The 24480-nt window shown below is 64.8% G+C and carries 21 protein-coding genes and 1 pseudogene; 6 read left to right on the top strand and 16 right to left on the bottom strand.

Features of this window, described 5'->3' with window-relative positions:
- Nucleotides 1-30 precede the first annotated feature (30 nt).
- The 8 genes from AC10V3_RS12565 to AC10V3_RS12530 are packed head-to-tail and all read right to left on the bottom strand — an operon-like array spanning nucleotide 31 to nucleotide 7943.
- Nucleotides 31-1203, bottom strand: a complete 1173-nt coding sequence (locus AC10V3_RS12565; protein ID WP_349609250.1) for an NAD(P)/FAD-dependent oxidoreductase — start codon at nucleotides 1201-1203, stop codon at nucleotides 31-33.
- Nucleotides 1178-2557, bottom strand: coding sequence for an FAD/NAD(P)-dependent oxidoreductase (locus AC10V3_RS12560; RefSeq protein WP_022535593.1), 1380 nt, complete (start codon nucleotides 2555-2557; stop codon nucleotides 1178-1180). The genes AC10V3_RS12565 and AC10V3_RS12560 overlap by 26 nt, the downstream gene beginning before the upstream one ends.
- Nucleotides 2550-2915 carry a (2Fe-2S)-binding protein gene (locus tag AC10V3_RS12555; RefSeq protein WP_022535592.1) on the bottom strand — a complete coding sequence of 122 codons (366 nt, stop codon included), beginning with the start codon at nucleotides 2913-2915 and terminating at the stop codon, nucleotides 2550-2552. Before AC10V3_RS12555 ends, AC10V3_RS12560 begins: the two co-directional genes overlap by 8 nt.
- Entirely contained in the window at nucleotides 2905-4032 is a 1128-nt protein-coding gene (locus AC10V3_RS12550) for an NAD(P)/FAD-dependent oxidoreductase (protein ID WP_022535591.1), read from the bottom strand. Before AC10V3_RS12550 ends, AC10V3_RS12555 begins: the two co-directional genes overlap by 11 nt.
- Nucleotides 4033-4058: 26 nt before the next feature.
- A complete protein-coding gene (locus AC10V3_RS12545; RefSeq protein ID WP_022535590.1) occupies nucleotides 4059-4853 on the bottom strand; it encodes an ABC transporter permease in 795 nt (264 codons plus the stop codon).
- Nucleotides 4854-4865: 12 nt separating this feature from the next.
- Nucleotides 4866-5801, bottom strand: a complete 936-nt coding sequence (locus AC10V3_RS12540) for an ABC transporter permease (RefSeq protein ID WP_022535589.1) — start codon at nucleotides 5799-5801, stop codon at nucleotides 4866-4868.
- Nucleotides 5794-6861, bottom strand: a complete 1068-nt coding sequence (locus tag AC10V3_RS12535) for an ABC transporter ATP-binding protein (protein ID WP_041681505.1) — start codon at nucleotides 6859-6861, stop codon at nucleotides 5794-5796. Before AC10V3_RS12535 ends, AC10V3_RS12540 begins: the two co-directional genes overlap by 8 nt.
- Nucleotides 6862-6911: 50 nt before the next feature.
- Nucleotides 6912-7943: an ABC transporter substrate-binding protein gene (locus AC10V3_RS12530; RefSeq protein WP_022535587.1), complete on the bottom strand. Its 1032-nt coding sequence runs from the start codon at nucleotides 7941-7943 to the stop codon at nucleotides 6912-6914.
- 189 nt (nucleotides 7944-8132) lie between these two features.
- On the opposite strand from AC10V3_RS12530, the gene AC10V3_RS12525 reads away from it, so the two are divergent.
- Nucleotides 8133-9041 (top strand): LysR substrate-binding domain-containing protein, encoded by a 909-nt coding sequence (locus AC10V3_RS12525; RefSeq protein WP_022535586.1) that lies wholly within the window; start codon nucleotides 8133-8135, stop codon nucleotides 9039-9041.
- Between the two features lie 66 nt (nucleotides 9042-9107).
- Here the strand turns inward: AC10V3_RS12525 and AC10V3_RS12520 are convergent, their stop codons facing one another.
- Genes AC10V3_RS12520 through cyoA form a run of 6 tightly spaced genes read right to left on the bottom strand, consistent with a single transcriptional unit; the run spans nucleotide 9108 to nucleotide 15367 of the window.
- Nucleotides 9108-9629, bottom strand: a complete 522-nt coding sequence (locus AC10V3_RS12520; protein ID WP_022535585.1) for a DUF934 domain-containing protein — start codon at nucleotides 9627-9629, stop codon at nucleotides 9108-9110.
- Nucleotides 9622-11361 carry a nitrite/sulfite reductase gene (locus AC10V3_RS12515; RefSeq protein WP_022535584.1) on the bottom strand — a complete coding sequence of 580 codons (1740 nt, stop codon included), beginning with the start codon at nucleotides 11359-11361 and terminating at the stop codon, nucleotides 9622-9624. Before AC10V3_RS12515 ends, AC10V3_RS12520 begins: the two co-directional genes overlap by 8 nt.
- A gap of 26 nt (nucleotides 11362-11387) precedes the next feature.
- On the bottom strand, nucleotides 11388-11765 hold the full coding sequence (gene cyoD / locus AC10V3_RS12510) for a cytochrome o ubiquinol oxidase subunit IV (protein WP_022535583.1): 378 nt from the start codon (nucleotides 11763-11765) through the stop codon (nucleotides 11388-11390).
- Nucleotides 11762-12394, bottom strand: coding sequence for a cytochrome o ubiquinol oxidase subunit III (gene cyoC / locus AC10V3_RS12505; RefSeq protein WP_022535582.1), 633 nt, complete (start codon nucleotides 12392-12394; stop codon nucleotides 11762-11764). Before cyoC ends, cyoD begins: the two co-directional genes overlap by 4 nt.
- 2 nt (nucleotides 12395-12396) lie before the next feature.
- Nucleotides 12397-14373 carry a cytochrome o ubiquinol oxidase subunit I gene (cyoB, locus tag AC10V3_RS12500; RefSeq protein WP_022535581.1) on the bottom strand — a complete coding sequence of 659 codons (1977 nt, stop codon included), beginning with the start codon at nucleotides 14371-14373 and terminating at the stop codon, nucleotides 12397-12399.
- Nucleotide 14374: 1 nt separating this feature from the next.
- Complete coding sequence (gene cyoA / locus AC10V3_RS12495) at nucleotides 14375-15367, bottom strand: ubiquinol oxidase subunit II (RefSeq protein WP_022535580.1); 993 nt, start codon at nucleotides 15365-15367, stop codon at nucleotides 14375-14377.
- 198 nt (nucleotides 15368-15565) lie between these two features.
- Between cyoA and AC10V3_RS12490 the strand changes: the two genes are divergently transcribed.
- The 4 genes from AC10V3_RS12490 to AC10V3_RS12475 all read left to right on the top strand — a co-directional run bounded on the left by AC10V3_RS12490 (nucleotide 15566) and on the right by AC10V3_RS12475 (nucleotide 19478).
- The gene (locus AC10V3_RS12490) at nucleotides 15566-16957 is read left to right on the top strand and encodes an aminotransferase-like domain-containing protein (RefSeq protein ID WP_041681088.1); all 1392 of its coding nucleotides are present in this window, start codon (nucleotides 15566-15568) and stop codon (nucleotides 16955-16957) included.
- Nucleotides 16958-17146: 189 nt separating this feature from the next.
- Complete coding sequence (locus AC10V3_RS12485) at nucleotides 17147-18121, top strand: fatty acid desaturase (RefSeq protein ID WP_349609256.1); 975 nt, start codon at nucleotides 17147-17149, stop codon at nucleotides 18119-18121.
- Nucleotides 18108-18935 (top strand): phosphate/phosphite/phosphonate ABC transporter substrate-binding protein, encoded by an 828-nt coding sequence (locus AC10V3_RS12480; RefSeq protein ID WP_041681087.1) that lies wholly within the window; start codon nucleotides 18108-18110, stop codon nucleotides 18933-18935. Before AC10V3_RS12485 ends, AC10V3_RS12480 begins: the two co-directional genes overlap by 14 nt.
- Before the next feature lie 144 nt (nucleotides 18936-19079).
- Nucleotides 19080-19478 carry a nuclear transport factor 2 family protein gene (locus AC10V3_RS12475; protein WP_022535576.1) on the top strand — a complete coding sequence of 133 codons (399 nt, stop codon included), beginning with the start codon at nucleotides 19080-19082 and terminating at the stop codon, nucleotides 19476-19478.
- 89 nt (nucleotides 19479-19567) lie between these two features.
- On the opposite strand, the gene AC10V3_RS12470 is transcribed toward AC10V3_RS12475, so the two are convergent.
- Together AC10V3_RS12470 and AC10V3_RS12465 are read right to left on the bottom strand one after the other, a co-directional pair.
- Nucleotides 19568-20722 carry a hypothetical protein gene (locus AC10V3_RS12470; protein ID WP_022535575.1) on the bottom strand — a complete coding sequence of 385 codons (1155 nt, stop codon included), beginning with the start codon at nucleotides 20720-20722 and terminating at the stop codon, nucleotides 19568-19570.
- A 135-nt stretch (nucleotides 20723-20857) separates the two neighbouring features.
- Nucleotides 20858-21062, bottom strand: a pseudogene (locus tag AC10V3_RS12465) (rod shape-determining protein); the annotation flags it as partial.
- A 346-nt stretch (nucleotides 21063-21408) separates the two neighbouring features.
- Here AC10V3_RS12465 and AC10V3_RS12460 point away from each other — a divergent pair.
- Nucleotides 21409-24432, top strand: coding sequence for an adenylate/guanylate cyclase domain-containing protein (locus tag AC10V3_RS12460; protein ID WP_490922280.1), 3024 nt, complete (start codon nucleotides 21409-21411; stop codon nucleotides 24430-24432).
- Nucleotides 24433-24480 lie beyond the last annotated feature (48 nt).

Below are 24480 nucleotides of genomic sequence, written 5' to 3'. Positions count from 1 at the left end.
TCAAGGCTCAGGGTTGAACAAGAAAGATGGCTAGTCCCGCAACGCGCCTGCAACGGCGGCGCGGGGTTTGCTGAAGCGGTCGACGGCAAAGGCGTCGATCGGCAATGTACTACGTCCTTTGGTGACCAGCTCGGCGACGATCTGCCCGACGATTGGCCCCAGCTCGAAGCCATGTGCGGAAAACCCGAACGCATGCACCACGCCCGGCGCCGTGCGGCTGGGACCGATGACCGGGATCTGGTCGGGCATGAAGGCCTCCACGCCGGCCCACGCGCGATTGATGCCGAGCGGGCCGAGATGCGGGAAGAGGGCGGTCACGGTCTGCGCGCTGGTGCCGAGTTTGAGCATGTCGACTTCGCCGTGACGCGCCTCGATGTCCGCCGGGCAGCGCAGGCCGCCGCCGATCAGTACCGTGCCGTTGGCAAACTGCTTGAATGAAAGGGCACGTCCGGTCGCGCCAAGCACGGGTTTGACGAACGGCGCGACACGATGGGTGATCATCAGCATCAGTCCGCCCGCCTCGACGGGCACCGGTTCGCCGATCTGCGCCGCGAACTCGCCTGCCCAGGCGCCGGCTGTGTTGACCAGCTGGCCTGCGCGGAATACGCCGCGCGGCGTGTTCACCTGCCATTGGTTGCCCATGTACGCCACGCGCTGTGCCGGCGTGGCTTCATGCACGCTCACGCCCGCGCGCTCGGCGGCCCTGCGGAAGGCGGTGACGGCACGATAGGGCAACGCGTGGCCATCGTCCCGCACCCAGATAGCGCCCGTCACATGCGGCGCGATGGCGGGTACGAGTTCGCGCACGGTGTGCCCGTCAACGATGGTCTCGTGGGTGAAGCCGAGGGCCTCGAGTTCCGCCACGCGTTGGCGCAGGACATCGAGTTCCGCGTCGGTTTCCGCCACTTTCAGCTGTCCGCTCGGCACGAAGTCCGCGTCGTCTCCGGTCAGTTCGGCGAGCCGGTGCCACAACTCGCGCGCGGCCAACGCGAGCGGGATCTCGGCGACGTGCCGGCCCAGCGTGCGCACCCCCCCGGCATTGACGCCGGAGGCATGCCGGCCGCAATACTCGGCTTCCAGCAGCGTGACGCGCAGACCCCGGCGTGCCAGATGCAGCGCGCTGGAGGTTCCCTGCAGCCCGCCGCCGATGACAATGACATCGGCACCCGTTGCGGTATCAGGGTTCACGGGCCAGCTCTCCAAGCGTGATTGGCTTGATGGGGGGGCGGATGCGGTAGTAGCCCACTTCCTGCGGCGAGACCTTGCGCGCGTCGGCGATGATCTCGGTCACGGTCAGCCCGCACTGGCGGCCCTGGCACGGGCCCATGCCGCATCGTCCAAAGGACTTGGTCTGGTTGGGGCCGCTGCAGCCGAGCTGCACAAAGCCGCGGATATCGCCCGCGGTCACTTCCTCGCAGCGGCAGACGACCACATCGTCCGCCGGCACGCGGTTTGCCGCCTTGGGGCGGTACAACGCATCGAGGAAAGGCCGGATCCTGAGGTTGGACCGAAGCGCCGGGCGCAGCGGCGCCGCCAGCCGGTCACGTTGCGCCGCGTCGAGTTTGCCGACATTGTGGGCTGCGGCAAGGCCGGCCAGCTCGCCCTGCAGGGCGGCAGCCACGGCGCCGCCAATGCCGCCGCCGTCGCCAGCCACCAGGATGCCGGGGATGTCCAGCGCGCCCCATTCATCGACTACGGGTTGCCAGCAAAGCTGGGCGTCGTCCCAGCGATGCGCCGCGCGCAGGGCCCAGGTGAACTGGGTATTCGGCACGACGCCCTGGTGCAGCAGTACGGCTGACGTCTTGATGCGTTGGGCCTTGCCGCCGCTGGTGAAGCGCAGTGCTTGCACGGCCGTCTCGCCTTCCACGTGCAGCGCGGCGGCGCCCTTGTGGAACGGCACACCGCTGCGCTTGAGCGTTCGCATCAGCGCCAGTCCCTTCTTCAGGTAGCGCCAGCCGGCGAGCGCACCGCCCAGGTGCGCGAGTGCGCGCTGGTGATCCGCGCCATCCGTCGTATCGACGATGGCGCGAATCGGCACCCCGGCGCGGACGTACTGCCATCCCAGCAGGTAGAGCAGCGGCCCGCAGCCGGCCAGCACCACGGGTTCGGCCGGTACCACGTCAGCGCTCTTGAGCAGGATCTGCGCGGCGCCCGCGGTCAGTACGCCGGGCAAGGTCCAGCCCGGAATCGGGAAGGGGCGTTCCATGGCGCCAGTGCACAGGATGACCTGCCTTGCCTGCAGGCTGGCGACGCTGCCCCCGCGCAGGTAGTGGACGGTGTGCTCGCGTGTGACCTGCCAGACCGCCGCACCGGTGATATGCAGCGCGCCACTGGCGGCGAACCGGTCGGCCAGCGCGCGCCCCGCGGCATAATCGGGGCCGAGAATGCGCAGGCGTTCCGGCGTGGCGCTCTGGATCGCGCGATAGATCTGTCCGCCGCAGGCGTCCTGCTCGTCGAGCAGCGCCACGCGTGCGCCGTTTGCGGCGGCGGCCACCGCGGCAGCCATGCCGGCCGGGCCCGCGCCGATGATGGCGATATCGACGTCCATGTCAGCCATGCTCGACCTCCTCGGCGTGATCGATTTGCACGGGCGGCAAGGGCAGCGTGCGGGCGCCATCCTGGGTGCGCACGCGCATCCCCTCGCGGACCGTGACCAGGCAGCTCTGCCGGCTGGGCTCGCCGTCGATCTCCATCAGGCATTCGAAGCACACGCCCATCATGCAGTACGGCGCGCGCGGTGCGCCGCTGACGGGGGAATTGCGGAAGCGCGTCACGCCGCTGGCCAGCAGTGCCGCGGCGACGCTGCACTGTGCCGGCACCTGGCGCGGGTCGCCGTTGAATTCGATGGTGACGGTGGCCGCGCCGGCACTGCCTGCAGGCGGGGCGATCCGTTGGAACAAGCGCTCAGTGGGCATGATGGAAAGGCTGGTTGGCATTCAGGAAGCGGTCGCCCGCAAAGACGTCGATGCCCGGTGGCTGCGAGCCGCCGGCCACCCACGGGGCGACCAGGAAGGCGTGCGCGGCCGCCAGCGTGACGCCGCTGTGGCAGGTCGTGACGAAAGCGCCCGGATGGCTGGCGCTTTCCTGGTAGATCGGAAAGCCGTCCGGGCTCATCACGCGCAACGCGCCCCACGCGCGTACCAGCTTGAGCCCGGCCAGGGCCGGGAAGCTGCGCACGCCGCGTTGCGCGATGCTGGCGAGCACGTCGACGGTGGTGCCGTCGTCAAGGCCGACGTCCTCCATCGAGTCGCCGAGCTGGATCGTGCCTTCGTCGGTCTGGCGGACGTAGGTCGTCGGGAAGTCGAGCCAATGCGCGACGCGTTCGCCGATGAGGACCTGCCCGCGGTTCGGTGCCACCGGTGCATGCAGGCCGACTTGTTCCGCCAGAAGGCGATTGCCAAGGCCGGCGGCGAGCACGATGCGCGGTGCCGCAAAACGGGTATTGCCGGAATGGACCGTAAAGCCGCCCGCTTCGGGCGTGATTCGCTGCGCGCCGTGCCGGCCAAGGATGTGCACACCGCGGCGCTGGCAGGCGCTGTGCAGGGCGCGCAGAAGCTTCAGCGGATTAGTGTGCCCGTCCATCGGCGTGTAGCTGGCACCGATGACAGCGGGGCCCACACCGGGCAGTCGTTGTGCGACCGCATGATGGTCGAGCATCTCGAACGGATAGTCGCCGCCCAGATCGTCCTGAATGCTCTGCAGGCGCTGCTGGCGTGCCGCCATCTCCTGCCCGGAGAAACACAGATGAAATCCGCCTGGCTGCCTGAGCTGCACATCGATATCGGTTTCATCGCGCAAGGCATCGCGCAGTTGCGGCCAGAGCCGGGCCGAGCCCATGGTCCAGCGTGCATAGGGCGCCATGCCGAAGCCTTTGCCCTGCACCCAGACCAGGCCGAAGTTCCCGCGCGAGGCACGGAAGGCATCGTCGCCCTCGTCGAGCATGGTTACGCGCGCGCCCTGGCGTGCCGCGCCATAGGCGATGGCGGTGCCTACCAGGCCGCCGCCGATCACGATCAGATCGCTTGTCGTCATGTCAATGGAAGTTTCGGGAACGGCGCTCAATGGCGGCCGATCAGCACGCGGTCAAGGCCCACGATGCGGTCAAGCAGCACCATCAGCACCAGCGTGCCCACGATCAGCACGGTGGAAACCGAGACCACCAGCGGGTCGATGGTCTGGGCGATCTGGTTGTACATCGCCACGGGCAACGTAGTGGTGCCGGGCGTGGCCACGAACACCGTCATGGTCAGTTCGTCGAAGCTCTGGATAAAGGCGAGCATCCAGCCACCGGCAACGCCGGGCAGGATCAGCGGCAGCACCACGCGGCGGAACGCGGTGAAGCGGGTCGCGCCCAGCGACAGCGCGGCCCGTTCGGCATCGCGATCCAGCCCGGTGGCAGCCGCCAGGACCAGCCGCAAGGCGTAGGGCATCACCACCACCACATGCGTCAGCGCAAGCCAGAAGAACGATCCGGTCACGCCCAGCGTGGTGAAGAACCGCAGGAACGCCACCCCGAGCACGACGTGCGGAATCATCAGCGGCGACAGGAAGAACCCCATCAGCGCACCCCGGCCGGGAAAGCGGTGGCGCACCAGTGCCAGCGCCGCCGGCACGGCCAGCGCCACGGCGATGGTGGCGCTGACCAGGCCGAGCATCAGCGACAGCCGGAACGCATCGACGATCTCGCGCGCATCCCCGATGGCGCGGAACCAGCGCAGCGATAGGCCGTCGGTCGGCATCGAGATATAGCCCTTGCCGGTGAAGGACACCGCGACCACCACCAGCAGCGGCGCGACCATGAAAGCGATGAAGAGGCTGTGGTACAGCAGCGAGACCAGTCCATTCTTGCGCATGCTTGCGACTCCTTACCCTTCGAATACCTGGCGGAAGCGACGCTCCACCAGCCGGTTGCAGCCGACGATCACGACCACGTTGGCCATCAGCAGCAGCACGGCGATCGAGGCGCCCAGCGGCCAGTTCAACGTATTCAGGAACTCGTCGTAGGCGGCCGTGGCCACCACCTTGAGGCGGCGCCCGCCCAGGATCGCCGGCGTGGCGAAGGCCGATGCCGAGAGCGCGAAGACGATGATGCTGCCCGACAGGATGCCCGGCATGATCTGCGGCAGCACCACGCGGCGGAACACGGTGAAGGGCGAGGCGCCAAAGGCCTGGCCGGCCTGCTCGACCTGGGGATCGAGCTTCTGCAGCGAGGCCCAGACCGAGATCACCATGAAGGGCATCATCACGTGCGTCAGCGCGACGATCACGCCGGTCTGCGTGAAGACCAGCTTCACGGGTCCGTCCACGATGCCCAGCCATTGCAGCGCCTCGTTGATCAGCCCGTTGTTGCCCATCAGGATGGCCCAGCCCAGCGTGCGCACCACCACCGAGATCAGCAGCGGCCCGAGAATCACGATCAGGAACAGGCCGCGCCAGGGGCTGCCCATGCGCGACAGGATGATCGTCTCCGGCACGCCGAACAGGATCGACAGCAACGTGACCGCCAGCGCCATGCCCGCCGTGCGCAGGAAGATCTCGTGGTAATAGCTGTCGCCCAGGATCTCCAGGTAGTTGGCCGCCGTCATCTCCGGCAGCACGCCGCGCGTGCCGTCGAAGGCGTGCAAGGACAGCAACGCCGTCAGCGCCAGCGGGATCAGCAGCAAGCCACAGAACAGCAGCAGGGCCGGGGCCGACAGCAGCCACGGCGCGGCATTGGCGAGCGGCCTGCGGTTGTTGGTCGATGTGGAGGAAGGGGCGGCGATATTGCCGCCGGGCAGGTTCGGCGTGGCGGTATCAGCCATGGTGCGACTCCGTTGCCAGCACGCGCAGGTCGTGATCGGACCACAGCACGCTTACCGCCGCGCCTTCCGCCGGCGGCGCCACGCCGAGGTTGGGCTGGCTCACGCGCAGGGGGCCCAGCGCGCTGTCCACTTCCAGCATCCAGTGATTGCCGAGGAACAGGCGCGTCTGTACCGTGGCGGGAATGCCGCCGTCGCCGGCCTGGCCCAGGCGGATCTTCTCTGGACGGACGTAGACATGGACGTCGCGCCCGACCTCGCGGCCCTCGTGCGGTACGTGCGCCAGGGTCTCGCCCAGGCGTATCTCGCAACAACGTGGATTGGTGTTCTCGACCACGCCCCGGATGCTGTTGGTCTTGCCGAGGAAGCCGGAAGCAAACGCCGATTGCGGTCGCTCGTACGCTTCGAAGGGCGTGGCCAGTTGCACGATGCGGCCGCCATGCATCACTGCAATGCGGTCGCTCATGGTCATGGCCTCGACCTGGTCGTGCGTTACCAGGATCGTGGTGATGCCGAGATGCCGCTGGATTGCGCGCAGCTCGATATGCATGTCCTCTCGCAGCTTGGCATCGAGGTTGGACATCGGTTCATCGAGCAGCAGCACTTCCGGCCGGATGGCCAGCGCGCGGGCGATCGCCACGCGCTGGCGCTGGCCGCCGGACAGTTCCTTCGGATAACGCTTGCCCAGACCACCAAGGCGCACGAGCTCCAGCGCCTCGTCGATGCGACGCGAGCGCTCGGCCGCTGCCACGCCGCGCATTTCCAGCCCGAAGCCGATGTTCGCTGCCACCGTCATATGGGGAAACAGCGCATAGCTCTGGAACACCACGCCCATGCCGCGCTTCTCCGGGCGCAGCGCGGTGATGTCGCGCCCGTCCAGCACGACGCGGCCGCGCGTCGGTTCGATGAATCCCGCGATCATCTGCAGCGTGGTGGTCTTGCCGCAGCCCGAAGGCCCGAGCAGCGAAAGGAATTCTCCGCGCTGGACTTCGAGACTGAGGTTCTCGACGGCAAAGGCGCTGCCGTAGGCCTTGGCGAGGCCGGTCAGTGTGAGGAAGCTCATGGTCATCCGGAGGCTGTCGTGTGGGGGGGCGGTCTTGATGGGATGCCGTACTAGCGTTCCACCGTGCGGTTCCAGCGATTGGTCCACTCGGCGCGCTTCTCGTTGACGAGGGTCCAGTTGGTGGGGAGCAGCTTGTCGATCTGCTCCTTGCCATACGGGACCTTCGCCGCCACCTTCGGTTCGAGCCTGACCTTGCCGTTGATCGGGCCCCAGCCCTGGCTGTCGGCCAGGATGGCCTGCACCTCGGGCGACAGCAGGTACTGCAGCAGTGCCTGCGATTGCTCGGGCACGTCGCTCTGTACCACCGGGCAGGCGGCGGTCAGCAGTGCCGGGGCGCCTTCTTTCGGATAGACGAACTCGACCGGGAACCCCGTGTCCTTCAGGCTCTGCACGCGGCCGCTACCCCAGACCGCCAGGGTGATATCGCCGTTCTGGAACAGCTCCGTCATCTTGCCCGGCGACGGCTCCCATGCCAGCACATTGGGTCCGACCTCCCTGGTCAGCGCCGTGAAGCCGGGATCGATGTTCTGGTCGCTGCCCTTGCGCATCTTGGCGAACAGCATCAGCGTCTGCAGGCCGTAGGTATTGCTGATGGGCGGGATCGCGATCTTCTGGCGGTACTTCTTGTCGGTCAGCACTTCCCAGGAATCCGGCTTCGGCAGCCCGGCCTTCCTGAAGGCTTCGGCGTTGTAGGCGAGGCCGGTTGCCACCACGCCGATGCCCGTGGCCTTGTCGCCCATCTTCGCCAGCGGGTACAGGTCCTTGTAGACCGCCGCGTCCTTGATGGTGTCGCAGAAGCCGAACTGCATGGCCTGGTACATCGGGCCATCGTCAAGCAGCACCACGTCGAGTTCCTGCCTGGCCTTCTGCGCCTGCAGCTTCGCCAGCGTGTCGGTGGAATTGCCGGGCACATATACCACCTTGACCTTGTGCTTCGCCTCGAAGGGCGGAAGGATTTTCTCCTTGAACACCTTCTCGGTCGAGCCGCCGTAAGAGCCGACATACAGCGTGGGCTGCTGGGCCAGTGCGGCGGACGTGCCGCACAACGTGACAAGGGCTGCTGCCAGAATTTGTTGCTTCATGTTTTTCCTCCTCCTCCTGTGCACCATCTAAATGCAAACGATCACAAAATCCATGCATACGGGTTATGGTTGCACCGCAACGAAAAATGACTGAAGAAATGCGGCCTCGGCATAGAGTAGGGCGATGCATTGGCAGTGGAAAATTCTTTTTTTTTCGACGTCCATAACATCGTGCTATAGAATTGCCGCATGAAGATCCGCCAGCTCGAAGCCTTCCGGGCCGTGATGCTTTGCCAGACGGTCACGCGCGCCGCCGAGATGCTGCATATCTCGCAGCCGGCCACGACACGGCTGATCGCCGATCTGGAAGAGGGTGTGGGGTTTACCCTGTTCGAGCGGATGCGCGGCCGGCTCCACCCGACGGCCGAGGCGCAGGCGCTATTCGAGGAAGTGCAGCGCTCGCTGGTCGGCATCGACCGCATCGCCCAGACCGCGCTGGAGATCCGCGACATGCGGCGCGGGTCATTGCAGATCGCGGCAGCGCCGGCGCTGGCCCTGTCGTTCCTGCCGCGGGCCATCGCGGCATTCATGCAGCAACACACGCAGACGCAGATCACCTTGCTCGCGCATTCGTCGCGCACGGTGGTGAACATGGTGTCGGAGCAGCGTTGCGACGTGGGCTTCGCCATCCTGTCGATGAACCACCCCAGTACCCACGGGGAGCGGCTGATCACCACGCGGATGGTCTGCGCATTGCCGGTGGGGCATCGGTTATCCAGCCAGGAGGTGATCACGCCGCACGACCTGGCGGGCGAGAGCTTTGTGTCGCACCCGCGGGTGCTGGATTCGCGCCTGCAGATCGACGCGCTGTTTGCGTCCTACGGGATCGAGCGCAAGCTGCAGGTGGAGACGCAGGTGTCGTGGAGCATCTGCGCGTTTGTGGAGGCGGGGCTAGGGGTGGCGCTGATCGATCCGATTACGGCGCTGGACTATCAGGGCAAGGGCGTCTGCTTCCGCATGTTTGAACCGCTGCTGACGACGGACTTTTCAGTCCTGTTCTCGGCGCAGCGGGTCCCTTCGATCCTGCTGAAGTCCTTTGTTACCCATACGCGCGAATTTGCTGTGGCGCAGCTGGATCCGCGGCTTGTGGTGAGTTGAGGGCGCTTCGCGACGACGGGCGACGGGCCGCATGGACATCCGGCCCGGACGCGTCCGTATCGTGAACTATGGACGCACCGCGTCGTACGCGCGCTGGTACGACGCAGAGAACGTCGTCAGGGCGCGCAACGCCGCTTCCGGATCGTGCCCCGGTTTGACCGCGAAGCTGTTGAAGCCGCAGCGCGCGAGGTAGTGCACGGTATCGATCATCACGTCGCCCACGGCGCGCAGCTCGCCGGTCCAGCCGAGCTGGCGTCGCAGCAGCTGCGCAATCGAATAGCCACGGCCGTCCGTGTAGACCGGGAAGTCGATCGCGATCATCGCGATGCCGGTCGGGTCGATGATGGTGGCGCCGGGTTCCAGCAAGTGCTCGGGCTCGGCATCCGGCGACAGGTATACCGCGACCGGATGCCGGCGCACCCGGTACAGGTGGCGGCAAGCGATCCAGTTCTCCAGCGTCACAAGGTAGCCGGGCTCGTCAGGGGGGCAGGCATCGCCAAGGTGCGCGCGCCAGTCATCCGTGGTCAGGCGTCCGTCCCGGATCACGTTGGGCCGGACCTTGCCGATGGGTTGGTCATGCTCAGACATTCGCCGCCTCCTGGCGCGGGCGCCGCGTGCCGTTGCCGGCGTCCGGGTATACGGCCCGCTGGAAGGGCTCGAGACCGATGCGGCCCACCACGTCGACAAAGCGCTCGGCTTCGCTGTCGCGGTGCGCCAGGTAGGTCTCGATCAGCCGCTCGACCACATCAGGAACCTGCTCCTGGGCGAAGGAGGGCCCGATGATGCGCCCGATGGCCGCGCCGCCGGCCGCCACGCCATCCGTGCGGCCCGGGTCGTCGGCGCCGTTCTGGCGCCCGCCGATGGTGATCTGGTACCAGGCTTCGCCGGCCTTGTCGACGCCGAGGATGCCGATATGGCCGACATGATGGTGTCCGCAGGAGTTGATGCAGCCCGAGATGTTCAGGTCCAGCTCGCCGATGTCGTGCACGTGATCGAGATCTTCGAAGCGCTCCTGGATGGCCTGGGCCAGCGGAATCGAGACGGCATTGGCCAGCGAGCAGAAGTCGCCGCCGGGGCAGGCGATGATGTTGGTGATCAGGCCCACGTTCGGCGTGGCCAGCCCGGCGGCATCCAGCTCCCGCCACAAGGCGTGCAGGCGGCTGCGGCGGACGTCGGCAAGGATCAGGTTCTGCTCGTGCGACACGCGCAGCTCGCCAGAGCCGTGACGCTCGGCGAGATCGGCCATGATTTCCATCTGGTCGGCGGTGATGTCACCGGGCGCCTGCCCCGTGGCTTTCAGTGATGCCGTGACGGCCGCGTAGCCAGGTACCCGGTGCCGATGCACGTTGCTCTTCAGCCAGAGGCGGAAGGCGCGGTCAGTCTTTGCCAGTTCGGCTGACTCGTCCGGCTCGTCCGCGGCAGCGGGGTCATACGGCGGCAACGTGAAGCGCGCGGCGATGGACGCGACGAAGGCTTCGGACACGGTGTCCGGGCCCCCGCGGATGCGTTGCCACTGCTCGTCGACCTGCGCCCGGAAAACCTCCGGAGTCAGGTCCTTCACCAGGATCTTGATGCGCGCCTTGTACTTGTTGTCGCGGCGGCCGTGCAGGTTGTAGACGCGCAGCGTGGCCTGCAGGTAGGTCAGCAGGTCCTGCCACGGCACGAAGGGGTTGATCAGCTTGCCGACCATCGGCGTGCGGCCCATGCCGCCACCGACCCAGACCTTGAAGCCGGTCTGCCCGTCCTGCGCCACGGCCTGCAGTCCGATGTCATGGACGCCGACCGCCGCCCGGTCGGTCTGCGCGCCGCTGATGGCGATCTTGAACTTGCGCGGCAGGAAGGCGAACTCGGGATGCAGCATCGACCATTGCCGCACGATCTCGCACCACACCAGCGGGTTCACCAGTTCATCGGGCGCGATGCCGGCAAAGTGATCGGTGGTGGTATTGCGGATGCAGTTGCCGCTGGTCTGGATCGCGTGCATCTGCACCGTGGCCAGCTCCGCGAGAATGGCGGGAGCATCCTCGAGTTTCGGCCAGTTGAACTGCAGGTTCTGGCGCGTGCTGAAATGCCCATAGCCGCGATCCCAGCGCCGAGCGATCTCCGCGAGCTTGCGCAACTGCCGCGACGCCAGCATGCCGTATGGAATCGCCACGCGCAGCATGGGCGCATGGCGCTGGATATAGAGGCCGTTCTGCAGCCGCAGCACGCGGAACTCGTCCTCGGTCAGTTCGCCGCGCAGGAAGCGGCGGGTCTGGTCGGCGAACTGTACGACCCGTTCGTCGACCAGTTGCTGGTCAATGGCGTCATAGACATACATGGTGGAAAGCTCCTTGCGCAAGCGCGCTAGTCTTTGGCACGGGCCCGTTCGATGGACATGTCGGTCGGCATCATGTTGATATCGGCGTTGTGCATCACCCACAGCGAGCCGGCCACGACGATGACGATCAGGAAACCGGTACAGGCAAAGATGGCGGTGTTGCCACGCTGGCCAGGACCGGTGCCGAGGTGCAGGAAGTAGACGAGCTGCACCAGCAGTTGCGCGACGCAAAGGCCGACCACCAGCGCGATCGCGGCATGCGTCTGCAGCGATCCGGTCATCACCGCCGCAAAGGACGCAATGGTGAGCGCGACCGACAGCAGCAGGCCGACGGTGTAGCCGCGCACGCTGCCATGCACGGCTGGCTCGTCCGCATGGACGGAATGCAGATGGGACGGCTTCATGCGAACTCCCGCAGGTAGACAAAGGTGAAGACGCAGATCCAGACCAGGTCCAGGAAGTGCCAGAACAGGCTCAGGCAGGCCAGGCGGCGGCGCACGATATCGTCCAGCCCGAAATGCCTGACCTGGTGGATCATCACCGCAAGCCACAGCAGGCCAGACGTGACATGCAGCCCGTGCGTGCCGACCAGCGTGAAGAAGGCCGACAGGTAGGCGCTGACACCGGGACCCGCGCCCTGGTGCAGCAGGTGCGCGAACTCATAGACCTCCATGGCGATGAACAGTGCGCCGAGCGCGAACGTCACCGCCAGCCAGCGGATCATCCGCGGCGCGTCGTCGGCGCCCTGCCTGAGCATGGCCAGGCCGAAGGTATAGCTGCTCAGCAGCAGCACCATGGTTTCGGCGAACACGAACGGCAGCTCGAACAGTTGCCGCCCGCCGGGGCCGCCGGCGGTGTTTCCGGACAGCACGCCGAAGGTGGCGAACAACACCGCGAAGATCAGGCAGTCGCTCATCAGGTAGAGCCAGAACCCCAGCGGGGTGTGCGAGCCGGCTTCGTGATGGTGGTGCGCCGCGTCGTGGGCCGCCTCGTGCCCGGGATGGTGCAGGGTAGGGGAGAGAGTCGGGTTCATGGTCAGGCAGCTTCCTGCAGTTGTGCATAGCGCGCGCGCTCGATGCGCTCGACTTCGGCGGCCGGCACGTAATAGTCCACGTCGCGGTCATAGCTGCGCACGACGAAGGTCGCGATGGCGCCGACCAGGCCGACAACGGCAACCAGCCACATGTGCCAGACCAGCGCGAAGCAGCACAGCAGCCCGAACGCCGACACGATGAAGCCTGCCGAGGTGTTGCGAGGCATGTGGATGTCTTCGTAGCGGGCGGGCTGGCGCCACGCGCGCCCGGCTTCCTTGTCATCCCAGTGCTGTTCCAGCGACGTGATCTGCGGCACATGGGCGAAGTTGTAGAACGGCGCGGGCGATGCCGTCGACCATTCCAGGCTGCGGCCATCCCACGGGTCGCCGGTCAGGTCCTGGTTCTGCTTGCGGTCGCGGATACTGACCGCGAACTGCACCATCATCGCCAGGATGCCTGCGCCGATGACGAAGGCGCCCACCAGCGCCACCACCAGGTAGGGATGCCAGTCGACGTTGGCATAGTGGTTCATCCGGCGGGTCATGCCCTTGAAGCCGAGCACGTAGAGCGGCATGAAGGCCAGGAAGAAGCCGGTCAGCCAGCACCAGAACGACACCTTGCCCCAGAACTCATTGAGCTTGAAACCGAACACCTTCGGGAACCAGAAGCTGATCGCGGCCAGGCAGCCGAAGAGCACGCCGCCGATGATCACGTTATGGAAGTGCGCGACCAGGAACAGGCTGTTGTGCAGGACAAAGTCGGCGCCCGGAATGGCGAGCAGCACGCCGGTCATGCCACCGACCGCGAACGTCACCATAAAGCCGATGGTCCACATGGTCGAGGTATGGAAGCGGATCCGTCCCCGGTACATGGTGAACAGCCAGTTGAAGAGCTTCACGCCGGTGGGGATCGAGATGATCGAGGTCATGATGCCGAAGAAGGCATTGACGTTCGCCCCCGACCCCATGGTGAAGAAGTGGTGCAGCCAGACGAAGAACGACAGCACGCCGATCGAGGAGGTCGCGTACACCATCGACTTGTAGCCGAACAGGGGCTTGCGCGAGAACGTGGCGATGATCTCGGAGAAGGCGCCGAACGCCGGCAGGATCAGCACGTAGACCTCCGGGTGGCCCCAGATCCAGATCAGGTTCACGTACATCATGGCGTTGCCGCCGAGCTCGTTGGTGAAGAAATGCATGCCGAGGTAGCGGTCGGCGGTGAGCAGGGCGAGCGTGGCGGTCAGTACCGGGAAGATCGCCACGATCAGGATGTTGGTGATCAGGGCGGTCCAGGTGAAGACCGGCATCTTCATCAGGTTCAGGCCCGGTGCGCGCATGCGCAGGATCGTGACGATGAAGTTGATGCCCGTCAGCGTGGTGCCAAGCCCGGATATCTGCAGTGACCAGATGTAGTAGTCAACGCCTGGCGTGGGGCTGTAGCCGAGCTCGGACAACGGCGGGTAGGCGACCCACCCGGTGGCCGCGAAGTCGCCGACGAACATCGACATCATCACCAGCACCGCGCCCATTGCCGACATCCAGAAGCTCAGGGAATTGACGAACGGGAAGGCGACGTCGCGCGCGCCGATCTGCAGCGGCACGATCACGTTCATCAGCCCGAGCACCAGCGGCGTCGCGACAAAGAAGATCATGATCACGCCGTGCGCCGTGAAGATCTGGTCGTAGTGGTGCGGCGGCAGGTAGCCCGCGGCATCGCCATAGGCGATCGCCTGCTGGGCGCGCATCATGATGGCGTCGGCAAAGCCGCGCAGTAGCATCACCAGCGCCAGGATGATGTACATCACGCCGACCTTCTTGTGGTCGACGGAGCAGATCCAGTCGCTCCACAGGGTCTTCCACTTGCCGTAGTACGTGATGGCGCCCATCAGTGCGGCGCCCAGCACGATCACGACGGCCAGGGTCCCCATGATGATTGGCTCATGCAGCGGGATGGCGTCGAGGTTGAGTTTTCCAAGCATGTTATTGCTCCATGCGGCCCACGGGCGCCGACGGGACGCGCTGGAAGGCCTGCAGAGATTCGGGGGCGTCCGCGCGGCAGACCTGGCCGTTTGCCATCATGTATTTGTCGGCGACCTGGTCGAACAGCTTCGGCGCGACGGAGGCGTACAGCGTGACCGGGTCCTTGCTGCTGGGCAGTTCCAGCGAGCGGTAGGTCTTGAGGTCGAGCGCCTGGGACGAAGCCCTGGCGGCGCGGATCCAGGCGTCGAATTCCTCGCGCGAGGTGGCCAGGGTCTTGAAATGCATGTCCGAGAAGCCTGGGCCGCTGTAGGCGGCAGACTGCCCGAGATAGACGCCTGGCGTGTCGGCAATCAGGTGCAGGCGTGTCTGCATCCCCGCCATGGCGTAGACCATGCTGCCCAGTTGCGGAATGAAGAACGAGTTCATCATCGATTCCGAGGTCAGCCGGAAATTGACCGGCGTGCCGACCGGGATCGCAAGCTGGTTCAGCGAGGCGACGCCGTACTCGGGATAAATGAACAGCCACTTCCAGTTAAGCGCGATCACATCGACCTGGATCGGCTTGACCTCCGACTGCAGCGGCCGGAAAGGATCGAGCTTGTGCGTCGAGTCCCAGATCAGCACGGCCAGGCAGGCCACGATCACGCAGGGGATGCCCCAGACCACGATCTCGATCCTGGTGGAGTGCGCCCATTTCGGGGCGTAGGTGGCGCGCGTGTTGGTCTCGCGGTAGCGCCAGGCGAACCACAGCGTCAGGACGATCACCGGGATCACGACCATCAGCATCACGAACAGGGCGATCAGGATCAGCGACTTCTCCTGTTCGCCGACGCTGCCTTTGGGCGAGAGCAATTCCAGGTCGCAGCCAGCCAGCAGCGCGCTGCCGGCAGCGGCCAGGGCAAGCGTGGCGAAGCGAGGGGGCGATTGCGGGGACGTAAGGGGGAACGGGCCATGTCGGTTCTTGTCTGCCGGCCCGGCGGGAGGTTTGAGCATTTCGGACACCTTGGTTACGCATCACTGCGGTATCCGTCGAACCTTGTCGTCCGGCGCAAGCGCCTGCCGTGTCGGCATCAGCCCGTACCCGCTGCGCGACGGTCACGCCGGCGTGAAGGGAAGGTTGTATGGATTACCGTGATGATGTCTGGCATGCTAGCGGAAGACAAAACCCATACATCGAGGACATTTTTCTCCATGGAAGCCATGCAAGAGGCGGATTCCGACACAAAATGGGATTTAAGGATCACGCGTGGGGCCGGTGCCCGGTACGTGCAGATCGTCGAGTTCATCGAGCGGGCCATCGGGGAGGGGCGGCTCGTCGCCGGAGACCGCGTGCCGCCGCAACGCAGTCTCGCCAAGGCGCTAGGTGTCGATCTCACCACCGTGACGCGCGCCTATACCGAGGCCAAGCGGCGGCACCTGATCGATGCCAGGGGGGCGCTTGGCACCTTCATTGCCGCCCCGCGCGCCGAACTGGCCAGGGTGGTGGACATGAGCATGAACGTGCCGCCGCCACCAGCCGGGCTGGACTTCCAGGACCTGTTGCGGCGCGGCCTGTCGCAGGTCTTGTTGCGCAGTGACCCGCATCTGCTGATGACCTACCAGCTTGGCGGCGGCAGCGCTTCCGACCGGGCGGCGGGTGCGCTCTGGCTCGGTCAGATCTTCGGGCACACCGATACGTCGCGGCTGGTAGTCTGCCCCGGTGCGCAGGCCGCCCTGGCCGCCCTGATCCTGACCCGGACCCGGCCTGGTGATGCGATCGTGACCGAGCCACTGGCTTATCCAGGCATTCGCGCGGCTGCGGCCCGGCTCGGGCGGCGCGTCATCACGGCGAAATGCGATGCAGACGGGATGCTGCCTGGCGCGCTCGAAGCGGCCAGCGCCGACGGTGCGACGCTGGCCTACCTGAACCCCACGACGCAGAACCCGACCACGCATACCATGCCGGCCTCGCGCAGGGAGGAAATCGCCCGCGCTGCCGCGCGATGCGACATCACCCTGCTGGAGGACGATCCCTACTGGCTGCTGACGCCCGCCGCGCCTGCGCCGCTGGCGCAGTTTGCGCCCGCACGGACCTACTACGTATCGACACTGTCCAAGACGCTCAGCCCCGGATTGCGGACCGCCTATGTCCTGCTGCCGGAAGGCCGCGGTGGCGACGACCTGCTCGCGGCACTGCGCGCTTTTGCCCTGATGGCCGCACCCATGACGGCGGCCCTGGCGACGCAATGGATGCACGACGGCTCGGCGATGCAATTGCTCGACGGCATCCGCACCGAGGCCTTCGCGCGATGTGAACTGGCCAGGCGATGGCTGAGCGGGATCGGGCAACTGCCCCCGAGCGCGATCCACGCATGGCACCGCCTGCCGGACCACTGGTCAACGCATCAGCTCACCAAGGCAGCGCTGGCGGAGGATTTGCGGGTCACGCCTTCTGACGCATTCTGGGACGGGCCTGGTCCGCCGAACGCGATCCGTATCTCGCTCGGCGGCGTCGAAGACCGTGCGCAGCTGTCACAGGCATTGCGCAAACTGGCGGCGTTGCTGGAGCGCAGGCCAACGCCGGGGCCGGATCTGGTGGTCTGAGTTGTGGCGAGGGGAGGGAAGCCCCCCTCTCATCACGCCAAAGAAAGATTCCATCTGACCTGATGCGTTCGCGCACGCGATGTGCGCTGCCCGCCCGGCGGGTCATATCGTTATCGGCAATCCTTCGTTCCGGCTGCGCGCACGGCGCCCGTATGCTGTGCCTTCGTTTCACAGCGCAATCCCGGACCGATGGCCAACTATCTCGACGAACGACAGCGCGCGGAGCTCGCGCACGCTGCCCGTCACTGGTTGTGGCGCAGCGAACTGCCGACGTGGCTGCTTATCGCTGCGGTGTATGCCGCCTGGTTTGGCGTGGCCGCGAATGCGAGCCGCCTTGGATTGCCGCTGGCATGCGTGCTGCTGACACTGTGCACCACATGGTACCTGTCATTGCAACACGAACTGCTGCATGGCCATCCGACGCGCCTGCCGTGGCTCAATGCGCTGCTTGGCGCTGCGCCGCTCGGGGTCTGGCTGCCATATGGCCTGTACCGTCGCTCGCACCTGCAGCACCACGACGCCGAGCTGACGCATCCGGCCAGCGATCCCGAAAGCTATTTCCTGTACGCGGTGGACTGGCATGCCACGGGACCCGCGATGCGCAGGCTATATGCGGCCCGCAATACGTTGGCGGGGCGGGTGCTGCTGCAACCGGCTTTCTCGATCTTCGCCATTGCTGCCGATGCCTGGACCAGGCTGCGGGCCGGGGACTGGCGCGACCTGCCGATGTGGCTGGCCCACCTGCTGGCGCTGGCCTGGCTGCTTGCATGGCTGCAAACGTCCTGCGGCATGCCGGCGTGGCTGATGCTTGCGGGCGTAGCCTATCCGGCGCTGTCGCTGTCGGCGATCCGTTCCTTCCACGAGCATCGCGCCACCGACTCGCATGCGGCACGCAGCGTGATCAATGACGCTGGGCTGGCGTGGCGCCTGCTGTTCCTCAACAACAATTACCACCTGGTTCACCACGATCTTCCGTCGGTGCCGTGGTTCGCGCTGGCCTGGGTCTATCGCCGCCGCGCCGATGACTACCTCGCGCGCAATGACGGCTTTATCGTCCGGGGCTATGGCGAATGGCTGGTCCGGTATGGATTGCGTGCGGCGGCGCCGGTTGCGCATCCGTTGTTCCATGGGCCCTCGGGTCGGCATCCTTATGGCGAAGCCTGAGCGCTGGGTAGCGGCGCTACCGATGTATAACGTCTCGCCGTCGTTGCGAGCGGACTGGCTCACGCTGATCGATCGCGTCGCCGAGACGCTGCAGCGTACCAATGCACAGTTGATCCTGACGGCGGTGGACCCGGGGGAGGAGCCAGACGCGCTGCACGCGTTCTGGCGGCGCGAGGATGTACTGCTGTCGCATACGTGTGGCTATCCGCTGGTGCACGGGCTCGCACCGCATGTGCGGCTGATCGGCACGCCCCGGTTTGCGGTGCCGGGTTGCGACCGGGGGACATATAGCAGCGCGATCGTCGTTCGCGCGAATGATGGTCCCGCTACGCTGGCCGCATGCAGAGGAGCACGCGCTGCCTGCAACAGCTCCGACTCGCATAGCGGCATGAATGCGCTGCGCCATGCCGTAGCGCCGCTCGCGCAGGCGGGCCGGTTTTTCGGGGCAATCCTGCACACGGGTTCGCATCTCGGGTCGCTGGCCGCCGTCGCCAATGGCGAGGCGGATGTGGCAGCCATCGATTGCGTGACGCTGGCGTTTGCCGCCGAACACTTCCCGGCGCTGGTGGCTGGGCTCCGGCAGATCGGATCGACGCAGGCGGTCGCCGGGCTGCCGTTTATCGCCTCACGCCGGGTTGGTGCTTCGCTGGTGACGCAGCTGAGGGTGGCAATGCGGGAGGTATTGCGCGATGACGCGGGCCTGCGCTCCCGGCTGCGCCTGGAAGACATCGTGCCAAGCACCGTGGCCCACTATCTGCCAATTGCGGCGATGGCGCAGGAGGCGCGAATGCGAGGGTATTGCGCGCTGGGCTGACCTCATGGAAACACTTAATATGTGAAGCCGCCATCGTGCAGCAGGTGCCAGGGCGTTCTTGCGACGTGTCGCCAGCGAACACCAGCAGCTTTTCGCCCACGCTGCCGACGGTCTGCGTTTTCAACGAATGATCGGAGGACTATTGTGGTCACACCACCGGAAGCGCTATACACGCAGCAAGTTCGCACCTACCTCGGGTTGTTGGAGCGCGGCGATGTCGCTGCCATCTGTGCGTTGTTTACACCGGATGCGCAGATCTACTCGCCGTTTCTCGGCTGGATGGCGCCTGCGCCATTCTTTGCCAAAGTCAGTGAAGCATCGGGCCGCAGCACGATTACGCCTATCGACGTCTGTGTGAGCACGACCGGAGCTCGACGTGCGACCGGTTACTTTATCTACGACTGGATGTTGAAAGACGGATCGACTGTGCGCTTCGAATGTGTCGACGTGTTCGAGTTCGACGTGAACGGACTGATCGAGCGGATGGTCATCGTCTACGATACGCATCCGATCCGTAGTACGGTCGGCGATAAATACGCGTAGTGGAAAGCCGGACGACAGCGAGGGTCGATGCCGCGTCCGGCGTCTGCGGCGGGTAGGCGTGTGCATTCCAGCGCGCCGAACTCGGTTCGCTAGCTCGTTTCGCTAACGCCTGCATTAAGAATGCGTTTGTAAAAGCCGAGTTCGTTGATGATCGCCTTGCCACTATTGGCTCGCAGCAATGCCATCTGCTGCTGCGCGCGCGCCGTATCGCCTCGTTTCGCCGCCACGTAGCCCAAAAGCATCCATGGGTAGCCTGCGCCTGGGTCGATCTGCGTGGACCAGGCCGGCGCATGCGCGTTCAAATAGGCATAGCCATTGTCATAGTGGCGCTGGGTATCCGGCGATAGCGGGACTTCATAAAGCTGCGGGAAAACTTGCGTGACCGTGCCGGGATAGAAATTCGGATTGATCGTGTTCTCGGAATCCGCGACAGTAAGGGCCGCGCCATTGGATCGCCCCTGAATGCCGACGGCTACCGATGCGGCAATCTGGTTGTAATAGCCCGAGTCCGCATCGCCGAGTGCATTGAGCGCATTGGCAAAGTCCACCAGTCCCCGGTAATTTTCCGTATTGTCCTCTGTGTAAGCAATGCTGGATGACGTAAAGCTCGCACAATAAGTCGGATGGGTCGGTGGCGTGTAGTCTTGCCGGAAAACCGAAATCAGGCCATCCGGCTTTTGTGGAACGGCCAGATTGGCGTAGGCGATGGCTTTCAGCTGCGGCAGGTTATTCCGAAACCATGCGACGTCGCCCGTCACTCGCATATACTCTGCCGCCAGCGACAGGAAGGTCGACGCATACGAATCGTTAGAGTCGGCGGGGCACTGGATTGGCGAATTAAAATCACCGGCAAATTTAATGTCGTTGATGGTGTGGTTCGCGGGATTGACGTTCTTGATGTACAAATCCATGTAAGTCCGCACCTCGTTCGGGCGGTCCTTGATGAATGCGAACAAGCCAATATTTGCGAAGTACCAATTCAGCCAATGGCTTCCGGCGCCAACCTGATAGGCCCCGGCAAAGGGTCCGGTGGTAATCTTCAATGCGTCCAAATTCGCGAGGACATCGAATCCGGATTGATTTGCGTTGGCAAGCTGATGCGTTGCGGTTGAACCGGCAGGCGCCGCGGTGGATTCTGAAGAGTCGCCGCCGCCGCAACCGGCCAGCGCCATCGAAAGAGCGGTCAAGAGCACCAATCCCCTGGAGGGACGGCCATGCAAAGGGTAAATAAATTTCACATCCATATTGATTTCTATTGATTTAAATCCGAATTTCAGATCGAAGGCTATTCATGTCCGTGCGTCGGACCGATTCGACAGCACTTCGCGATCAAGCAGTACGTGCTCGGCGCATTGCGGCGTAGTCATTACTCGTACGAGAAAGAAGCTGCCGAGCTTGTCAATGCGTTTGGGCGCCATGGCGGCGCCCCGCACTGCGCAGGTCAACGGATCTTCGGCCACCAGCATTGGGTAGGCTGGTTTCCCCGGCCAGGAGGCGATCCAGGTCACGCGGCTGCGCGCCATCGCCGGTCAGCATCAGGCCGCGCTCGGCAATGTCGGCACAGCGTTCCGATGGGGTCTGTTCTTGCTAGCTGTTACGAGCTGCCGAAGAGCCCCGGGGCAGCCAAGACCACCTGGGGTAGTGATGTAGGAGAACTGTTGATTACATCGCCTACCACCACGGAACGGAACAGCCTCTCAGTCCGACGCCACGAGTGACGCGAACCTGACTTCCTTCGTTCTGGCCCGTAGGACCGAATAGTCAGCGGAAGCGGGATGATACATGATGACTCTGTTCACTCCCGGCTCCAGGCCCTCTCACCAGACCCTGCCCCCGTGGCAAGGTGGCAAGCGCGCCGCCTATCTCTTGCGCGTCGCGATCCTTGCGCCTCTAATGGGCTATTGACAGGCAGTAACTGTCAGAGGGTGATATGCGCTGCAGCAAGTGCGGGTTCGACAACCCTGCGGGAGGAAAATTCTGCGAGGAGTGTGGGGAACGCCTTGTGCAGATCTGCGCGCAATGCGGCTACGAGTCAGGTCCGACCGCAAAATTCTGTGGCGCGTGCGGCGTACTGCTTACGAGGCCGGCCGCAGCCGCAACGCCCGTCGTTCCTGCACCGGTTCACTACACGCCCTCCCGTCTCGCCGAGCGCATTCTTGCCGAGCATGCGGCGATGGAAGCCAGGGGACAGGCTGCCGGCGAACGCAAGACCATAACCGCGCTGTTTGCGGACATGGCCGGCTCGACGGCCCTGATCCAGGACCTCGACCCGGAAGAGGCGCGCGGGCTGATCGACCCCGTGGTGGCGCTGATGATGGAGGCCGTTCACCACTATGAGGGCTACGTCGCCAAATGCCTGGGTGATGGCATCCTGGCGCTGTTCGGTGCGCCGATTGCGCACGAGGATCACGCTCTGAGGGCGTTGTACGCAGCGCTGCGCATGCAGGAAGCGATGCGCCGCCATGGTGACCGGGTCCGCCTGGAGATGGGTATCCCGCTGCAGGTCCGGGTTGGCGTGCATACCGGCGAAGTCGTGGTGCGCTCGATTCGCAAGGATGACCTGCGCACGGACTACGATCCGGTGGGGCACACAATCCATATCGCCTCCCGGATGGAAGGCGTCGCGACACCGTCGTCGATCCTCGTCAGCGAATCGACCCACAAGCTCACCGAGGGGTACTTCGAATTCAGAGCCCTGGGGATTACGCGCGTAAAGGGCCTCCGGGATCCGCTTTCGGTGTATGAGGTGCTTGGCCCCGGCGTGTTGCGCACACGCCTGCAAGTGGCGGCGCATCGCGGGCTGGCGCGGTTTGTCGGCCGGCAGCCCGAACTGGGGTGCCTGCACGAGGCGCTGGAGTCGGCCAAGGCTGGGCATGGGCGGATCATCGGCGTGGTCGGCGAGGCGGGCGTTGGCAAGTCGCGCTTGTTTCACGAGTTCAAGGCACGCTCGCAGCAGGGATACAAGGTGCTCGAAACCTTCTCGGTTTCGCATGGCAAGGCGTTTCCCTATCTGCCGTTGATCGATCTGTTGAGAAACTACTTTCAGATCACCGCGCAGGATGACGAACGGCTGAATCGCGAGAAGGTCACCGGCAGGCTGCTCACTCTGGATCGTACGCTGGAGGACCAACTTCCTTATCTGCTCTATCTGCTGGGTATCAGCGAACCGGGCTCGGCATTGCCCGCGATGGACGCCTTCCTTCGGCGCCAGCGCACGTTCGAAGCCATTGCCAGGCTGCTGGTGCGCGAGAGCCAGAATCAGCCGCTGATGGTGCTGTTCGACGACTTGCAATGGCTGGACAGTGAGACGGAGACCTTTCTCAAACTCCTCATCGAACATGTGTCGGGCGCGAGAATGCTTCTGCTTGTCAACTACCGTCCCGAATACGCCCATGACTGGGGCCGGAAGCCCTATTACACCCGATTGCATCTGGAACCACTGGGGCAAGGGGAGGCACGGGGCCTCCTCACGGCACTGCTGGGTGAGCATCTCTCGCTCGAGCCGCTGAAACTGCAAATCCTGGCGAAGACGGAGGGCAACCCATTTTTTATGGAAGAAGTCGTCACGACGCTGGCCGAAGAAAACGTCTTGCTTGGCCAGCCGGGCAGCTTCCATGTCGAGAAGGGCCTGGTTTCACTTCATATTCCGACCACTGTGCAGGGGGTGCTCGCAGCGCGCATGGACCGGCTTGCTGTCGCGCAGAAGGAGTTGCTGCAGACGCTCGCGATCATCGGCAAAGAGTTTCCCTTAAGTCTGATCCAACATGTCACCGCACTGCCGGATGATGAACTGCGCTCGCTTCTGGGCGACCTGCAGGCCGGCGATTTCATCTATGAGCGTCCCGCATTCCCCGAAGTGGAGTACGCGTTCAAGCACGCGCTTACCCAGGAGGTAGCCGCGAATTCGCTGCTGACTGACCGGCGCAGTGTGCTGCATGAACGCACGGCCCGGGCCATTGAGATACTGTTTCCAGGCCGGCTGAGGGACTACTGTAGCGAGTTGGCTCACCATTACAGCAAGAGCGGAAATACCCGGAAGGCAATCGAATATCTGCACCTGGCGGGCCAGCAGGCCTTGCAGCAGTCGGCTCATCTCGAAGCGATCCGTCATCTCAGCGCAGCTCTCGAGTTCCTCAAGTCGTTGCCTGACACTCCCGAACGCGCACGCCAGGAACTCAGCCTGCTGCTGAGCCTTGGCATTGCCTGCATCACTGCTCGAGGTCACGGAGCGCCGGAGGTGCAGACGATCTACACACGTGCATTAGCCTTGTGCGAACAGGGCGGGGAAACACCACAGGTGTTCTCCGCGCAGTTGGGGATGTGGTCTTTTTACCTGTTGCGGGGACAGCTCCAAACGGCACAGGCTCTGGCAGAGCGGCTGCACGGTCTCGCGCAGGACACGCAGGAACCGGAACAGCTCGCGGAGGCGCACCGCGTTCTGGGAGTCACGCTGTTCCGCCAGGGGAAGATAAGCATGGCCCGCACCCACATGGAAGAGGCGCTGACACTGCACCGCCCCGATCGGCAGTCATACGGACATCTGCTGCGTTATGCGCGAAACCCGGCCGTTCATATGCGCAGCACCTTGAGCTGGATTCTTTGGTATCTGGGCCTGGCGGACCAGGCCTGCACCCGAAGTGAGGAGGCAATGGACCTGGCCAGGAAGGCCTCCGATCCGTTCGGCCTGGCGCTGAGCCTGATTTTCGCGGCCGAATTGCATCAGCGCCGGTGCGACGTGCAACGGGCACTGGAGTGTGCAGACGCAGCGATCGCACTGTCGAATGACCATGGGTTCCAGCTCTATCTGGCGTGGGGAACGATCCTCCGCGGCTGGGCGCTCGCCGAACACGGTTCCCATGAGGACGGTATCGCCCAAATGCGGCAAGGCTTCCGCGCTCTCGAAGCCACCGGAGCGGTACTCGGGCGGCCCTCGCTTCTGGGACTGCTAGTGTAGCGTTCTGTTCTTGATGGAACTTATATGAATTCGGCGTCTCCAATGCGC

This window comes from Cupriavidus sp. PB-02 (assembly GCF_058252315.1).
Note: the sequence above shows the minus strand (reverse complement) of the source record. Positions and strands in the feature narration are given on the sequence as shown.

Coding starts and splice junctions, on each gene's coding strand:
- AC10V3_RS12555 (WP_022535592.1), bottom strand. CDS start 2,915: ATGCCCACTGAGCGCTTGTTCCAACGGATCGCCCCGCCTGCAGGCAGT.
- AC10V3_RS12540 (WP_022535589.1), bottom strand. CDS start 5,801: ATGGCTGATACCGCCACGCCGAACCTGCCCGGCGGCAATATCGCCGCC.
- AC10V3_RS12535 (WP_041681505.1), bottom strand. CDS start 6,861: ATGAGCTTCCTCACACTGACCGGCCTCGCCAAGGCCTACGGCAGCGCC.
- AC10V3_RS12480 (WP_041681087.1), top strand. CDS start 18,108: ATGGCGAAGCCTGAGCGCTGGGTAGCGGCGCTACCGATGTATAACGTC.
- AC10V3_RS12545 (WP_022535590.1), bottom strand. CDS start 4,853: ATGCGCAAGAATGGACTGGTCTCGCTGCTGTACCACAGCCTCTTCATC.
- cyoC (WP_022535582.1), bottom strand. CDS start 12,394: ATGAACCCGACTCTCTCCCCTACCCTGCACCATCCCGGGCACGAGGCG.
- AC10V3_RS12515 (WP_022535584.1), bottom strand. CDS start 11,361: ATGTATGTCTATGACGCCATTGACCAGCAACTGGTCGACGAACGGGTC.
- AC10V3_RS12520 (WP_022535585.1), bottom strand. CDS start 9,629: ATGTCTGAGCATGACCAACCCATCGGCAAGGTCCGGCCCAACGTGATC.
- AC10V3_RS12550 (WP_022535591.1), bottom strand. CDS start 4,032: ATGACGACAAGCGATCTGATCGTGATCGGCGGCGGCCTGGTAGGCACC.
- AC10V3_RS12490 (WP_041681088.1), top strand. CDS start 15,566: ATGGAAGCCATGCAAGAGGCGGATTCCGACACAAAATGGGATTTAAGG.
- cyoD (WP_022535583.1), bottom strand. CDS start 11,765: ATGAAGCCGTCCCATCTGCATTCCGTCCATGCGGACGAGCCAGCCGTG.
- AC10V3_RS12530 (WP_022535587.1), bottom strand. CDS start 7,943: ATGAAGCAACAAATTCTGGCAGCAGCCCTTGTCACGTTGTGCGGCACG.
- AC10V3_RS12460 (WP_490922280.1), top strand. CDS start 21,409: ATGCGCTGCAGCAAGTGCGGGTTCGACAACCCTGCGGGAGGAAAATTC.
- cyoB (WP_022535581.1), bottom strand. CDS start 14,373: ATGCTTGGAAAACTCAACCTCGACGCCATCCCGCTGCATGAGCCAATC.
- AC10V3_RS12470 (WP_022535575.1), bottom strand. CDS start 20,722: ATGGATGTGAAATTTATTTACCCTTTGCATGGCCGTCCCTCCAGGGGA.
- AC10V3_RS12525 (WP_022535586.1), top strand. CDS start 8,133: ATGAAGATCCGCCAGCTCGAAGCCTTCCGGGCCGTGATGCTTTGCCAG.
- AC10V3_RS12485 (WP_349609256.1), top strand. CDS start 17,147: ATGGCCAACTATCTCGACGAACGACAGCGCGCGGAGCTCGCGCACGCT.
- AC10V3_RS12560 (WP_022535593.1), bottom strand. CDS start 2,557: ATGGCTGACATGGACGTCGATATCGCCATCATCGGCGCGGGCCCGGCC.
- cyoA (WP_022535580.1), bottom strand. CDS start 15,367: ATGCTCAAACCTCCCGCCGGGCCGGCAGACAAGAACCGACATGGCCCG.